The organism is Candidatus Palauibacter irciniicola, assembly GCF_965208695.1.
Classification (GTDB): domain Bacteria; phylum Gemmatimonadota; class Gemmatimonadetes; order Palauibacterales; family Palauibacteraceae; genus Palauibacter; species Palauibacter irciniicola.
This window is the reverse complement of record NZ_OZ242352.1, coordinates 1,440,716-1,454,500: the sequence shown is the minus strand read 5'-3', so window position 1 is coordinate 1,454,500 and position 13,785 is coordinate 1,440,716. Positions and strand designations below refer to the sequence as shown.

Annotated in this window: 10 protein-coding genes, 2 tRNA genes and 1 pseudogene; 12 read left to right on the top strand and 1 reads right to left on the bottom strand. The window is 69.7% G+C overall.

Translation table 11 applies throughout. From position 1 onward, the window contains the following. Position 1 precedes the first annotated feature (1 nt). Positions 2 to 1,663 carry a hypothetical protein gene (locus tag ACOGI9_RS06255; RefSeq protein WP_419859005.1) on the bottom strand — a complete coding sequence of 554 codons (1,662 nt, stop codon included), beginning with the start codon at positions 1,661 to 1,663 and terminating at the stop codon, positions 2 to 4. 86 nt (positions 1,664 to 1,749) lie between these two features. Here ACOGI9_RS06255 and ACOGI9_RS06250 point away from each other — a divergent pair. The 12 genes and pseudogenes from ACOGI9_RS06250 (at position 1,750) to ACOGI9_RS06195 (ending at position 13,661) form a co-directional block, all read left to right on the top strand. Continuing rightward, positions 1,750 to 1,820, top strand: a tRNA-Cys gene (locus ACOGI9_RS06250). A 51-nt stretch (positions 1,821 to 1,871) separates the two neighbouring features. After that, entirely contained in the window at positions 1,872 to 2,996 is a 1,125-nt protein-coding gene (gene cax / locus ACOGI9_RS06245; RefSeq protein WP_419859004.1) for a calcium/proton exchanger, read from the top strand. Positions 2,997 to 3,350: 354 nt separating this feature from the next. Next, positions 3,351 to 5,015: an amidase gene (locus tag ACOGI9_RS06240; RefSeq protein WP_419859003.1), complete on the top strand. Its 1,665-nt coding sequence runs from the start codon at positions 3,351 to 3,353 to the stop codon at positions 5,013 to 5,015. Positions 5,016 to 5,024: 9 nt separating this feature from the next. After that, positions 5,025 to 5,522 (top strand): annotated as a pseudogene (locus ACOGI9_RS06235) (serine hydrolase domain-containing protein); the annotation flags it as partial. Between the two features lie 62 nt (positions 5,523 to 5,584). Then, entirely contained in the window at positions 5,585 to 6,340 is a 756-nt protein-coding gene (locus tag ACOGI9_RS06230) for a serine hydrolase domain-containing protein (RefSeq protein ID WP_419859002.1), read from the top strand. A gap of 44 nt (positions 6,341 to 6,384) precedes the next feature. After that, positions 6,385 to 6,468 (top strand) — tRNA-Leu (locus tag ACOGI9_RS06225). Positions 6,469 to 6,517: 49 nt separating this feature from the next. Continuing rightward, a complete protein-coding gene (locus ACOGI9_RS06220; RefSeq protein WP_419859001.1) occupies positions 6,518 to 7,498 on the top strand; it encodes a 3-hydroxyacyl-CoA dehydrogenase NAD-binding domain-containing protein in 981 nt (326 codons plus the stop codon). 115 nt (positions 7,499 to 7,613) lie between these two features. Next, the gene (locus ACOGI9_RS06215) at positions 7,614 to 8,534 is read left to right on the top strand and encodes a WD40/YVTN/BNR-like repeat-containing protein (protein WP_419859000.1); all 921 of its coding nucleotides are present in this window, start codon (positions 7,614 to 7,616) and stop codon (positions 8,532 to 8,534) included. Then, a complete protein-coding gene (locus tag ACOGI9_RS06210) occupies positions 8,531 to 10,276 on the top strand; it encodes a hypothetical protein (RefSeq protein ID WP_419858999.1) in 1,746 nt (581 codons plus the stop codon). The genes ACOGI9_RS06215 and ACOGI9_RS06210 overlap by 4 nt, the downstream gene beginning before the upstream one ends. After that, the gene (locus ACOGI9_RS06205) at positions 10,233 to 10,964 is read left to right on the top strand and encodes a hypothetical protein (protein ID WP_419858998.1); all 732 of its coding nucleotides are present in this window, start codon (positions 10,233 to 10,235) and stop codon (positions 10,962 to 10,964) included. Before ACOGI9_RS06210 ends, ACOGI9_RS06205 begins: the two co-directional genes overlap by 44 nt. Positions 10,965 to 11,072: 108 nt before the next feature. Then, complete coding sequence (locus tag ACOGI9_RS06200) at positions 11,073 to 12,377, top strand: hypothetical protein (protein ID WP_419858997.1); 1,305 nt, start codon at positions 11,073 to 11,075, stop codon at positions 12,375 to 12,377. A gap of 117 nt (positions 12,378 to 12,494) precedes the next feature. Beyond that, positions 12,495 to 13,661 carry a pyridoxal phosphate-dependent aminotransferase gene (locus ACOGI9_RS06195; protein ID WP_419858996.1) on the top strand — a complete coding sequence of 389 codons (1,167 nt, stop codon included), beginning with the start codon at positions 12,495 to 12,497 and terminating at the stop codon, positions 13,659 to 13,661. Positions 13,662 to 13,785: the final 124 nt, after the last annotated feature.

Genomic DNA, 13,785 nt, shown 5'->3' with positions numbered 1-13,785 from the left:
ACTAGAAGAGCGTGATCGGGAAGCGGAGTTCGGCCGCGTAGCGGAAGGAGGCCGGCGTTCGCCCCCCGGAGCCCGAGATGGCCCGCCGCAGCGAGATGCCGAACTGGTAGGCGCCGCGCACCGGCCTGGCCCCCGCCTGCAGTTCCTCGACGCCCCCGGCCTCGGAGATATCGATGAGGAACTCGACGCCCAGCCGGTGGCGGGTCTGCGCTCCCTCCGCCGCCACCGTGTTCGGGTCCAGTCCCTCGATGGGCCCCACGAACTGATAGGTGGGCTCGGGAAGCCGGAAGTAGTCGTACTCGAGTCCCACGCTGAGGGCCGCGTTGAAACGCAGCGAAGGGCGGACCACGACCGCGAGATAGTCTCCCAGGTCCCGCCGCATCAGCGCCACCAGGTCCTCCTGGCCGTAGGGGCGATCCGGAGGGGTGAAGCGGATCACGCCCTCGTCCGGCTGCTGGATCCCGTAGCGGGCGGAAGCGCGGATCATGAAGAGGCTCCCGAAGGCGATGTCCTGGTACAACGCCAGTTCGATGTCGGTCTGGCCGTCCCCGATCGGTATGTCCGCCGAATTCGACGGGTCTCCGAAGATCGTGAGGTTGCGGTTTCGGATCGGGAGCCGGGCGAGTGCGCCCACGCTCGTTCGCAGCCGGATGCCGCGCTCCGGGTCCGGTCCGGGATCGGACCCCGCCGCCGCGGCCGCGGCCGGCCCCGGGATCGGCCTGCGGCGCGTGATGCCGTCGATGAGGTTCATGCGCACGAAGACCTCGACCTCGCCCAGATCAAGCTCGTTCCTCGTGTCCCTCGGCAGCCGGTCGGCGAGGCCCTGGCTCAGGAACAACGCGTCGAAGTCATCCTCCGTCGCGAACTCGGGCAGGGCAAGCTCCGGCAGCGTCAGGCCGAGCGCGTCGAACGCCGTCGCGAAATCCGCAAAGCGTCGTGCCATCTGGGTCCCCGCCGCACTGGAAGCGGTGGGGATCAGGGCTCCGTCGTCGGCCCGCCGTCCCAGAGCGTTGACGAAGTCCCGCGTCGCACTCCGGAGCGCGATCGCTTCTTCGAGCGCCGTCCCCGTCAGGGAACCGCCATCGATCAGCGCACCCAGGTCGTCAAGCGCCGACCGCGCGTCCCTGGCGAAGGGCGCGCCGGACTCGAGGGCCAGGCCGTTTCCGGTCACGGTCGCGGTGGAATCGAACGCGAAGCCCACCGTCATGTCCGTGAGCGTGAACGGGGCCCGGGCGCCCACGCTGACCCAGTCGAGGACCCCCACCTCGACGCCGAGCCCGAGGCGGCGGACCTGCGCCCGCATCGCGGAGAAGTCGAGCCCGCCGAACGAGAAGTCGTCCTCGGTCACGGGTTCGAAGCCGAGCGCCTCCGCATCGTCGTTCAGCTCCTGGATGAGAGCGAAGGGAGGAGGGAACATGCGGCGGGCGAGTGGGCCGTCGAAGTGCCCGGCAAGCGGTTCGCGCTGCCCGTCGGCGATCCCCGCGTTCGAGTCGAGGGCGAACTGTTCGGACCAGTTCAGCAGGGTCGGCGCCACGGTGAGCCACAGCTTGCCCTTCCTCGGCAATCGCGCGTCCGTGAACTGCCCGGCCAGCTGGATGGGAGCCATGGCCGTGGAGACGAGGGCGAGAAGGATCGGGAGGGCGCGTCGGGTCGACGGAAGCATCGCGCGAGTATAGCAGCCCGGGGCGCGATGGAGAACCTTCCGGCGGTGGCATCCGTATGGCCGCTCCATTAGGCTGTGCGGACTCCGGCGCCGTGGCCGAGTGGTTAGGCAGGGGCCTGCAAAGCCCCCTACTCCGGTTCGAATCCGGACGGCGCCTTTTTCTTCGAAACTCCCTTCGCATCTCCCGCGAACACAGGAGGGGAACGGGTTGGCTCTCAGGCTGAAAGCGGACCAGGTTCTCCTGCTCCTTCTCGTCTTCGTTCCCATCACCCTCGTTCTCGAGTACGTCGTCCACGCGTCGGCCACCACGCTCTTTCTTACCTCCGCCGTCGCGATCGTTCCCCTCGCCGGGATCATGGGGAAGTCCACCGAGATGCTGGCCGAGCACGTCGGGGCCGGGCTCGGAGGACTGCTGAACGCGACGTTCGGGAACGCCGCGGAACTCATCATCGCGATCTTCGCCCTCAGAGCGGGCCTGCACGACCTGGTCAAGGCGTCGCTCACGGGGTCGATCATCGGGAACATCCTTCTCATCTTCGGACTCAGCGCGCTGCTCGGGGGGCTGAAGTTCCGGACGCAGACCTTCAACCGCACCGCGGCCAAGCTGGGAGCCACGCTCCTCCTGCTGAGCGCCGTCGGACTCGTCATCCCGTCGCTGCTGTACTATCTCCGGGACGGGGCGGAGATGGGGACCGCGGCGACGGGGGCGGCCGCGGGGGCGGGATCGGGGTCCGGGTGGTTGAGCCTCGAGATCTCCGTCGTCCTCGTCGTCTGCTACGTCCTCTCACTCGTCTTCGCGCTGCGGACGCACGCGGAGCTCTACCAGGGGACGGGGCACGCCGCCGACGCGGCGCACGCGGCGCCCGCGTGGTCGAAGGGCAAGTCGTTCGCCGTCCTCGTCGGGGCGGCGGCGCTCGTGGGCTGGATGAGCGAGATCCTCGTCGGCGGAGCGGAAGAGGCGGCCCACGCCCTGGGGATGACCGAGATTTTCGTGGGCGTGATCGTCGTCGCCCTCGTCGGCAACGCGGCGGAACATTCGACCGCCGTGCTCGTCGCCCTGCGGAACAAGATGGACCTGTCGGTTCAGATCGCGGTGGGATCGTCCCTGCAGATCGCCCTCTTCATCGCCCCGCTCCTCGTCTTCCTCTCCTACGCGATCGGGCCGCAGCCGATCGACCTCGTCTTTACCCCGCTCGAAGTGGTGGCGGTCGCGGTCTCCGTCCTCGTCGTGGGACAGATCGCCGATGACGGCAAGACGCACTGGATGGAGGGCGTCCTCCTCCTCGCCGTCTACGTCGTGCTCGGCCTCGCCTTCTTCAACCTGCCGGGCTAGCAGCAAAGCAACGCTTCTCGGACTCGGGGCGTCTCAGTGTTCCGGACGCGCGGGACCTTTTGGCGCTCCGCGGGGTCGGGTCTGACGGGAGAACTGAAGCCGGGGCGGCGGATCACCCTCCTGTGGCAGGGACGACGTTGGGATGAAGTCGGTAGTACCGAAGTGGTCGCGCGCGCCCCGGCCTCACTCCACCGCCCCCGCCTCCCTGTCCACGGCCTCCATCTCCCTGTCCTCGGACTTCGTTCGCCAGCCTGCGGCCGTCCCGCCTTCGGAAAACTCGCAGGGGCGGCTTGTCGGCTCCGGCATCTCGCCGCAGTGTGACCCTCTGGCGTTACTCGGCTACAGGAGGGGAGCGTGTCTGAAGACCTCGAGAGAACAGGTGTGGACGTGGCGAAGAGCGGGATTCGCCGGCGGGGGTTTCTGAAGGCGGCGGCTGCGGCGACGGCGGCGGGGGCGCTGGATCCGCGCTCGCTCGTGGCCACTCCGGAGGCGATGCCTCCCGCTCCCGATGCTCCGGAGTTCGAGGGGCTGCGCGAGCCGGTGCAGGAGGAGGTCATCCCGCTCGGGAACGGGGAGCCGCCGGCCCTTCAGTTCCAGGCGTATCCGGGCGGGACGGGTGCGCTGCTGGAGAAGTACTGGCGGGCGGGGATGAACCCGTTCGAGAAGACCCCGATCGATGTCGAACCCTGGGAGGGGCCCGTGCCGTCCACCGAGGAGGAGATCGCGTTCCTCCCCGTGCACCGGCTGTCGGCCCTCGTGAAGGAGCGCCGGGTCTCGCCGACGGAGCTGTTCGACATCTACATGGAGCGCATGAAGCGGTACGACCCCGTGCTGCTGTGCGCGGTGACGATCCTCGAGGACCGGGGCAGGGAAGAGGCGGAGCAGGCGGAAGCCGAGATCCGCGCGGGCGAATGGCGCGGCCCCCTGCACGGGATCCCCTACGGCCTGAAGGACCTTTTCTCGACCGTCGGGGCGCGGACGACGTGGGGCTCGGCGGCCTTCCAGACCCAGATGATCGAGGAGGATGCGGAGGTCGTGCGCCGACTGAACGCGGCGGGCGCCGTGCTCATCGCGAAGCTCGCGACGGGGGAGTTCGCGCGGGGCGACCGTTGGTACCGCGGCCGGACGCTGAATCCGTGGAACCTGGCCTGGGGATCGAGCGGGTCTTCCGCCGGGCCGGGGTCGGCGACGGCGGCGGGCTGCGTCGCGTTCTCGATCGGGACCGAGACGCGCGGGTCGATCGTCTCCCCGAGCCGCCGCAACGGGCTGAGCGCCCTTCGCCCCACCTTCGGCCGCGTGAGCCGCTACGGGGGCATGGTGCTCTCCTGGAGCATGGACAAGACGGGTCCCATGTGCCGCACGATCGAGGACTGCGCGCTCGTGTTCAACGAGATCCACGGCGCGGACGAGAAGGACCCCGCCTCCATCACGATGCCGTTCCGTTTCGAGCGGAATCCGGACCTCGGCGCGCTTTCGATCGGGTACACGGAGGACGCGCCGCACTCCTTCGTCGAGAAGCTGGAGGAGCTCGGGGCACGGCCGCGGCTCATGCGCGAACTGCCCGACCAGGCGGCGAGTTCGCTGGGCGCGGAGTCGTCGTCGGCCTTCGACTTCCACGTCGCCCCGGGCGGGGAGCTGCCCCCGGTGCCGGAGGGGCTCAGCGAGGTGGAGGAGCGCGACTTCACGCGCTTCCGCCGCGGGCGCGAGGGTCTGGCGATGGACTACGTGCACGCCCAGCGCCGCCGCCTCATCGTGATGAAGCGCATGGCCGAGGCGATGGAGGGCTTCGACATGTTCGCCACCGGATCGGGAGAGGTGGGGCTCACGAACGAGACGGGGCACCCGGCGGCCGTCGTCCAGTACGGCTTCGGCCCGCTCGGGCCCGAGGGCGAGGAGGCGGAGCAGCCGCTGACGACGACCCTCATCGGCGATCTGTTCGCCGACGACAAGATCCTCAGCGTGGCGCACGCCTTCCAGGCGGCGACGGACTGGCACACGCGGCACCCCGCGCTCGATTGACGGGGGACCATGACCGACGGAAGCACGACAGGCGGAAACGGAGGACGAACGATGAACAGAATGCCCAGGCGCCTCCTGTGGGGCGTGCTCCCGGTCCTCGTGGTCGGAGGGGCGCTCGCCGTTGCCCGGGCCCCGGGGTCCACGGCGGCCGAGTCGGACGCGGGTCGCCTCGAGCGGCTCAGCGGCGCCCTGGAGTCCTACGTGGAGGAGGGGGAGCTGGCCGGCGCCGTCGCGCTCGTCGCGCACGAAGGTGAGGTCTCCTACCTCGAGGCGGTCGGCCACCGGGACGTCGCGGCGGGCGACCCCATGGAGACGGACGACATCTTCCGCATCGCCTCGCAGACGAAGGCGATCGTGAGCGTCGGCGTGATGATCCTGCAGGAGGAGGGAGAACTTCTCATCTCCGATCCGCTGGGCCGCTATCTGCCCGAGTACATGGAGACGACGGTCGCCGTGTCCGATGGAGCGGGCGGATACGACATCGTCCCCGCGAACCGGCCGATCACGATCCGGGATCTGCTCACGCACACGGCCGGGATCGGCTACGGGGGCGGCCCCGCGGCGGAGCTGTGGGCGAGGCGGACATCCAGGGCTGGTACTTCGCGCACCGCGACGAGCCGGTCCGGGAGACGGTGCGGCGCATGGCCGCCCTCCCCATGGACGCGCAGCCGGGCGAGCGCTTCGTGTACGGCTACGCGACGGACATCCTCGGCGCCCTCGTCGAAGAGGTGTCGGGCGAGCCGCTGGACGGCTTCCTCCGCACGCGGATCTTCGAGCCGCTGGGCATGGCGGACACGCACTTCTACCTGCCGGAGGAGAAGCGCGACCGGCTCAGCGTCGTGTATTCGGCCTCGGAGGGCGAACTCGCGCCGGCGCCCGATCCGGGCGGCATGGTCGGCCAGGGCGCGTACGTCGACGGCCCGCGCACGAGCTTCTCCGGCGGCGCCGGGCTCCTCTCCACCGCGCACGACTACGCCCGCTTCCTCCAGATGATGCTGAACGGGGGCGAACTCGACGGTGCGCGCGTCCTGTCGAGCAAGAGCGTCGACCTCATGACGGTCAACCACGTCGGAGACCGGTTCAACTGGGACGGCGGAGTCGGCTTCGGCCTCGGGTTCAGCGTGCTGGCCGATCTCGGCGCGCGCGGAACCCCCGGCTCGGAGGGTGAGTACGGGTGGGGCGGCGCGTACCACTCGACGTACTGGGTGGATCCCGCCGAGGATCTCGTCGTCGTCTACTTCACGCAGCTCATCCCGACGGGCGGCGTGGACGACCACGCGAAGCTGCGCACGCTGGTGTACCAGGCGCTCGACGAGATGCAATAGCCGCGCGCGGCCCGCTGTTGTAGATCTGAGGGCCGCGCTCGCGAGCCGGAGTGGCGGAACTGGCAGACGCGCCGGACTCAAAATCCGGTGGGAGCAATCCCTTGAGGGTTCGAGTCCCTCCTCCGGCATGACCCTTCGCCCTCGTGTTCCCGGCGTTTTCCCGATGGTGTCAGGCCCGTGACCCAGCCCACGATTCGAACCGTCGCCGTCGTCGGGGCCGGGGTCATCGGCCGAAGCTGGATCCGCGTGTTCGCCCGGGCCGGGTGCGAGACGCGCGTCTTCGACCCCGACTCGGAGCAGTTGGCGCGCGCACTCGATTGGGCGCGGAACTCCGCGAACGAGGACGAGGCTCTCGGGTTCATCGATGCCGGGACCGCAGCCGAAGAGGGGCGGGCGGTTCGCCGCTGCGACACGCTGGAGGGGGCGCTGTCGGGCGCCGGCTGGGTGCAGGAAAGCGGGCCGGAGACGCTCGCGGTCAAGCAGCGGATCTTCGCCGACCTGGATGCCGCGGCGGATCCCGGCACGATTCTGGCAAGTTCGACTTCGGCCCACGACATGTCGCGGATCGCGGCGGGTCTGGCGGGCGCCGAGCGGTGCATCGTCGCCCACCCCGTGAATCCGCCCCACGTCATCCCCATGGTGGAGGTCCTTCCCGGAGAGGCCACGCACCCGGACGTGCTGACCGCCGCGCTCGCCTTCCTGGAGAGCGTGGGCCAGTCTCCCGTGCAGATGAACCGCTACCTGTCCGGCTTCCTCCTCAACCGGCTTCAGGCCGCCCTCATCCGGGAGGCCGTCTTCCTGTACGGATCGGGCGCGGCCTCCGCGGAAGCGATCGACACGGTAGTCCGCGACGGCCTGGGGCTGCGCTGGGCGCTGCTCGGGCCGTTCGGCACCGGCCACACGAACGCGGACGGCGGCGCCGGTGAGTACTACCGGCGCTACGGCGAGGCGTACCGCGAGATGTGGCGGGAGCTCGAGGCAGACCCCGAGTTCTCCGACCGCGTGATCGACGGGATCCACGCCGAGACGGCGGGGATGTACGGAGGCTCCGCCACCCGGGAGCTCTGCGCGTGGCGCGACCGGCTGATCCGGCGCCTCCGCGCGCTGAAGGAGGACGACCCTCCGCCCGGAAGTTCGACGCCGGGGAGCGGGCGTTGAAGCGCGGGCGTCGACGCGTTTCTCAAACGCCGGAGCGCGCGCGGGTGTCTATTCACTTGCGCCGACAAGGCACTACTGCGCCTACGAGCACCACCACAGTCAGGAGCCGCGAATCATGCTGAAGCGTGCGTTTCTCCCCGTCCTCTTCGCGACAACCCTCCTCCCGGCCCAGGCGGCCGCCCAGGAGGCCGTGGCCGATGAAGAGTTCATGGCCGAGATGGAATGGCGTTCCATCGGCCCGGCGAACATGGCCGGACGCGTCACGGACATCGAAGGGATTCCCGGCACGGGGACCTTCTTCATCGCGGGCGCGTCGAGCGGGATCTGGAAGACGACGAACAACGGGACGACCTACCGGCCCGTCTTCGACAACGAGCGGGTCGTCTCGATGGGCGACATGGCGATCGCGCCGAGCAACCCGGACATCGTGTGGGCCGGGACCGGCGAGGAAGACTCGCGCAACTCGATCTCCCCCGGGGGCGGCATCTACAAGTCCGTCGACGGCGGGCTCACGTGGGAGCTGAAGGGGCTTGAGGACACGCAGGCCATCGGTCGCGTCGTCGTCCACCCGACGAAGGCGGACTGGGTGTATGTGGCCGCGCTCGGGCACCCCTGGGGGGACAACGAGGAGCGCGGGCTCTACCGCACGAAGGACGGCGGCGACACGTGGGAGCGCATCAACTTCGTGTCCGACAAGGCGGGCTTCGTCGATGTCGACATGCACCCGCAGAATCCCGACATCCTGTGGGCGACGAGTTGGGAGCGTGTGCGCGGCCCGTACTTCTTCAACAGCGGCGGCCCCGGGAGCGCGATCTGGAAGTCCACGGACGCCGGCGACACGTGGGAGAAGGTGGAGGGCAACGGCCTCCCCGAGACCATGCTGGGGCGGCTCGAGATCGCGATCGCGCCGAGCTATCCGCAGGTCATGTACGCGATGGTCGAGGCGGAGGCTCCGGAGGAGGCGGATGAGGACGGGACCGTCACGCCTCCGGTCTGTACCGCTCCGCCGACGGCGGCGAGACGTGGGAGTTCATGAACTCGAACAACTCCCGGCCCTTCTACTATTCCGGCGTCTGGGTGTCGCCGGACGACCCGGACTTCATCTACTGGTCCTCCCTCTTCTTTTCCCGGGACGGAGGGCGCACGGTCGGGAACCCGGCCCAGGGCGTGCACGTCGACTATCACGCACTGTGGTGGGATCCCACCAATCCGGACCACTTCATACTGGGCAACGACGGCGGGATCGCGATCACGTGGGACCGGGGCGGCAACTTCGAGTTCCCCAACCGTATCCCGATGGGACAGTTCTATGCGGTCAGCTACAACATGGATACGCCCTACCGGGTGTGCGGCGGACTGCAGGACAACTATACGTGGTGCGGGCCGAGCGCCCGCGCGGGCGGGTCCATCGACAATCACATGTGGTATTCGATCGGGGGCGGCGACGGCTTCTACGCGCCGCAGGATCCGACGAACCCGGACATCGTGTTCGGGGAATCGCAGCAGGGGCGGATCTACTGGCGGAACACGCGCACCGGCGAGCGCCACCAGCTGCAGCATCCGGACTGGCGCGAGCGCACGCAGACGCTGCGCGACTCGATCGCGATCCTGACGGGCGACGACCCCGACAATCCGCCGGCCGGCAACGTGGCGCAGATCGAGGAACTGCAGGCCCTCGTCGCGCAGGATTCCGCACTCTACGAAATGCGGTTCAACTGGAACACGCCGCTCGAACTGTCGCCGCACGATCCGCAGACGCTGTACATCGGGGCGAACCGGGTCCTGAAGTGGACGTACGACACGGATGAGATGACGCCGATCTCGGACGACCTCACCTACGCGGACCCGGAGAAGATCGAGATCGCCTACAACACGACGGGCGGCATCACGCCGGACGTCACGGGGGCGGAGAACTTCGCCACGATCGTCTCGCTCGCCGAATCGAAGCTCAACGAGGGCGAACTCTACGCGGGGACGGACGACGGCCGCGTGTGGCGGACGCCCGAGGGTGCGGAGTGGATCGAACTCACGGATCGCTTCGACGGTGTCCCGGAGGGGACGTACGTGAGCCGGATCGAGCCCTCGAGCCACGATCCGAACCGCTTCTACGTGACGTTCGACAACCACCGGCGCGACGACTACACACCGTACGTCTACGTGACGGACGACGCCGGGGAGACCTTCCGCTCGATCTCGTCGAACCTCCCGACCGGCAAACCGGACTTCGTGCACGTGGTCCGGGAAGACCCCGTGAACCCGGATCTCCTCTTCGTGGGGACGGACGTCGGGGCCTACGTGTCCACGGACCGGGGCGGGTCGTGGTCGCGCTTCATGAATGGCTTGCCCACGGTGCCGGTCCACGACCTGAAGATCCACCCGCGCGAGAGCGAGATCATCGCGGGCACGCACGGGCGCTCCATTTTCGTGGCGGACATCTCGCTCCTGCAGCAGCTCGACGGCGGGCGCCTGCCGGAGGCGGTGACGGTGTTCCAGCCGAAGACGGCGATCCAGTTCGGGGATCCGCCGGTGGGCGGCGAGTTCGTCGCGCAGAGCAACTTCCAGGCAGACGCGGGCGACTACGGGGCGCAGATCTCCTACTACGTCCCGGAGGACGTCGCGGAGGCGCTCGCCGCGGCGGCCGAGGAAGAGGCCGAAGAGGAGGCCGAGGAGGAAGGAAGCCGAGGAGGAAGAGGCCGAAGAGGAGGCTGCGGGCGCGGCGGCCCCCGCCTTTGCGATGCCCGGGGGCATGGCGGGCATGGTGGCTGCGCGAGGCGGTAACCGTCCCCAGGCCTCGATCGCGATCCTGAACGCGGCGGGCGACACCGTGCAGACGCTGAACGGTTCGGCCTCGGCCGGCGTGCAGCGCGTGCGGTGGACCTTCAACCGGCGGAGCGCGCCGCGGGAGCCGTCGCCCGCGGACCGGCTGGACAGCCTGCGCACCGCCCGACTCTACGAGGCGGTGGGCGACTCGCTGGTCGAGCACGAAGGGGTCGCGCGGGAGACGATCGACCAGGTGCTCGAAATGATGCAGGGCGGCAACCAGGGCGCGATCATCCGCATGTTCACCGGCGGCGGGGGCGGTGGCGGCGGCGCCGCCGGCTGGCAGGAGCGTCCGGCCGAGCGCTATCCGCCGCCCGGCCGGGCGGGGCAGGGCGGAGGCCGGGGAGGAGGCCGCACCGCGGCGATGGCCGCCGCCGCGGCCGCCCAGAGCGGCGCCGATCCGGCAGCGATGCGCGAAGTCTTCCAGCAGGTGGGCGAGGCGGTCCGGGAGCGGGGCGGCATGTCGACCTTCCGTCGCTTCTTCGCCGGCGGTGGTGGCGGGGGCGGCCTGGCCGATCCGGGCACCTACACCGTGGCGATCACGATCGGCGACGAAACCCACACGGTCCCGCTCGAAGTCGTACGGAAGGAAGGCTTCGGGTTCTGGGATGAGCCTGACGGAGAAAACGACCGCGAGGATCCGTAGCTCCCTGTGGCCCGCCGGGGCGGCAAACGTTCGCCGCTCCGGCGGTGTCGCATGGCTCGATAGCCCTCAGCGGGGACGAGCGTTGGCTCCGGAGACCGGGATGGGCGGATGACGATGAACAGCGAGGGGAACGGCGCGTCGATCCTGGAGAAGATCCGGAAGCGGCGCATGGTGCAGATCGCGCTCGTGTACGTGGGCGCGGCCTGGCTCGGCGTGGAGATCACCGACTTCATCGTCGGGACCTACGCGTTTTCGAGGAAGATCCTCGACACGGTCGTCTTCCTCGCCATCCTCGGGTTCCCCGCCTTTCTCGTTATCGGCTGGTTTCATGGGGAGCGCGGTCCCCAGCGCATCCGCCGGGCCGAAGCCTGGCTCCTGCTCACCCTGGCCTCCCTGGGCGCGATCGGCACCTACCGGATCGCGACCGCGGTACCGGCGGAGGCCGGCGGCGTGGAGGCCGCGACGCCCGCCACGGCCGCGGACCGTACGGATGACGGCGGAGAAGCGCTGAGTTTCGCGGGTTCGGCGCCCGACCTGGGGCCCAGCTCGCTCGCGGTCCTGCCCTTCCGGAACAACGTGCCCGACCCGGAACTCGAGTGGCTCGGTTCGGGTCTCGCCGACCTGCTCACGACGAACCTGGCGCAACTCCCCGGTCTACGCGTGGTCGGCCGACAGAGCCTCTTCGACCTCCTCATGGAGGGAGGGGTCTCCGAGGAGGAGGAAATCCCGGAGGCGCTGGCGCTGACCGTGGCGCGCGGGAGCGGCGCCCGCCTGCTGCTCTGGGGCAGCGTGACGGGGTCGGCGGAGGACATGCGCATCGACGCCCAGTTGATCGAACTCGAAAACGGGACCATCGCCTCCGCGGACTTCGCCCGGGGCGACGATGTGTTCGAACTCGTGGACACGCTGACGGTGCGGCTCGCCGCCAACCTCTCCGGCACGCCGGCGCCGCCCGAGGTCGCTCGCATTAGCCACCTGGGCACGCGGAATCTGGAGGCCCTCGCCGCCTTTCACCGGGGCAACGCGCTGCACCGCGAAGGCCGCCCGGAGGAGGCCGAAGCGCACTACGAGCGGGCCGCCACGCTCGACAGCGCGTTCGCGCTCCCGTTCCTCACGGCGGTCAGGGCGTTCGGGGAGGGGGAGGCGGTGTCGCCGGATGCCGACCGCACCGAGACCGAGTCACGTCGCCGCGAATGGCGGGAGCGCGGCCACGCACAGCTCATCCGGCGGCTCCCGGAGGACGTGCGGGAGCAGTTGGCGAACCTCAGCGGGGAGGAACTGGGGGCCGCGATCGACTCGCTGCTGGACGGCGCGATTTCCGGTGTCCGCCTCCTCGTCACGGAACGAAGAGCCGCGCGCGGCGAGCCGCCGGAGGAGCCGTCCCCGCGGCGGGATCCCCCGCCTCCGCGCTGAACGCGGGATGGGCCGGCGCGCTGGACGTTCGGCGTCGTTCGGGCCATGTTTCAACGAAACATGGGCGGGCGCCGCCTCCCCGCGGTGGGGGCGTCCTCGGAACCTCAGGGAGGCCACATGAAGCGAAGGGCGTTTCTCCGAGCCGGACTCACGGGCGCCGGCGTTGCCGGCATCGCCGCCGCACCCCTGGCCGCACCCCTCGCGGGCGCGACCACGGCGCGCGGCCTCGACACCCTCTTCAACCCCCGCCGACCGGGGCGCGACTACAACGGACCCGTCCGGCTGAGTTCGAACGAGAACCCGCTCGGCATCGCTCCGTCGGCGCGGCAGGCGATCATCGACGGGCTCGACGAGGCGAACCGCTATCCCGGCGCGACCGGCGAACTCGTGCGCGAGGCGCTCGTGGCGCGCCTCGGCGTCAAGCCCGGCCAGCTCTTCTTCGGCTCCGGCTCGACCGAGATCCTGCGCATCGCTTCGGCGGCCTGGGCGGCGCCCGGCGGCCGCCTCATCTACGCCGAGCCGACGTACGAGGATGTCCCGAGGTACTCGCAACCGTTCGCCTACGACCACGTCACGGTGCCGCTCACGAGCGACTACGCGCACGACATCGGCCGTATGCGCGAAGAGGTCGCGAAGTCGTCCGCGCCGAGCGTGATCTACTTCTGCAACCCGAACAACCCGACCGGCACGCTTACCGCGACCGGGCCGATCATGGACTGGATCCGCGACGAGGGCGAGCAGCACCTCTTCCTCGTGGACGAGGCGTACTTCGAACTCGCGGACGACCCCGGCTACGAGACCTTCGTCCCGCTCATCGAGCGCCATCCGAACCTGATCGTCGCCCGCACCTTCTCGAAGGTGTACGCGATGGCCGGGATTCGCCTCGGCTACGGGATCGCGCACGAAGCCACCGTCCAGCGGGTCCTCCCCTTCGCGACGCGGAACGCGCCCAACCACGTCGCGGGCGTGGCGGCCGTCGCCTCGCTCGCCGACGACGAGTTCTTCGCGAAGAGCGTGAAGACGAACGACGAGGCGAAGGCGATCATGTACGACGCCCTTGCCCAGCTCGACATCGAAGTCCTGCCGAGCCACACGAACTTCGTCATGCACCGGATCAAGGGCGAACTCGCGACCTACAACGAGCGCATGTTCGAGGCCGGGTTCAACGTGGGCCGCCCGTTCCCGCCGATGACGGACTGGAGCCGGCTCTCGATGGGCCTCCCGTCGGACATGGAGAAGCTCGCCGAGGTCATGACCGACTTCCGCAAGAAGGACTGGATCTGACCTGCGGGGAGGGCGGCATCGCCCGATGCCGCCCTCCCGCCGTTTGGACCCGCGCCGCCCCCACCACCACCCCTCTCGCACTTCCCGTTCTACTATTGAACTAGTTGACCGAACGCCCCCGTCC

What these genes read in the sequence shown, in the direction of transcription:
- ACOGI9_RS06255 (WP_419859005.1), bottom strand. Translation starts at nt 1,663, where the DNA reads ATGCTTCCGTCGACCCGACGCGCCCTCCCGATCCTTCTCGCCCTCGTC.
- ACOGI9_RS06215 (WP_419859000.1), top strand. Translation starts at nt 7,614, where the DNA reads ATGCTGAAGCGTGCGTTTCTCCCCGTCCTCTTCGCGACAACCCTCCTC.
- ACOGI9_RS06210 (WP_419858999.1), top strand. Translation starts at nt 8,531, where the DNA reads ATGAACTCGAACAACTCCCGGCCCTTCTACTATTCCGGCGTCTGGGTG.
- ACOGI9_RS06205 (WP_419858998.1), top strand. Translation starts at nt 10,233, where the DNA reads ATGCCCGGGGGCATGGCGGGCATGGTGGCTGCGCGAGGCGGTAACCGT.
- ACOGI9_RS06200 (WP_419858997.1), top strand. Translation starts at nt 11,073, where the DNA reads ATGACGATGAACAGCGAGGGGAACGGCGCGTCGATCCTGGAGAAGATC.
- ACOGI9_RS06195 (WP_419858996.1), top strand. Translation starts at nt 12,495, where the DNA reads ATGAAGCGAAGGGCGTTTCTCCGAGCCGGACTCACGGGCGCCGGCGTT.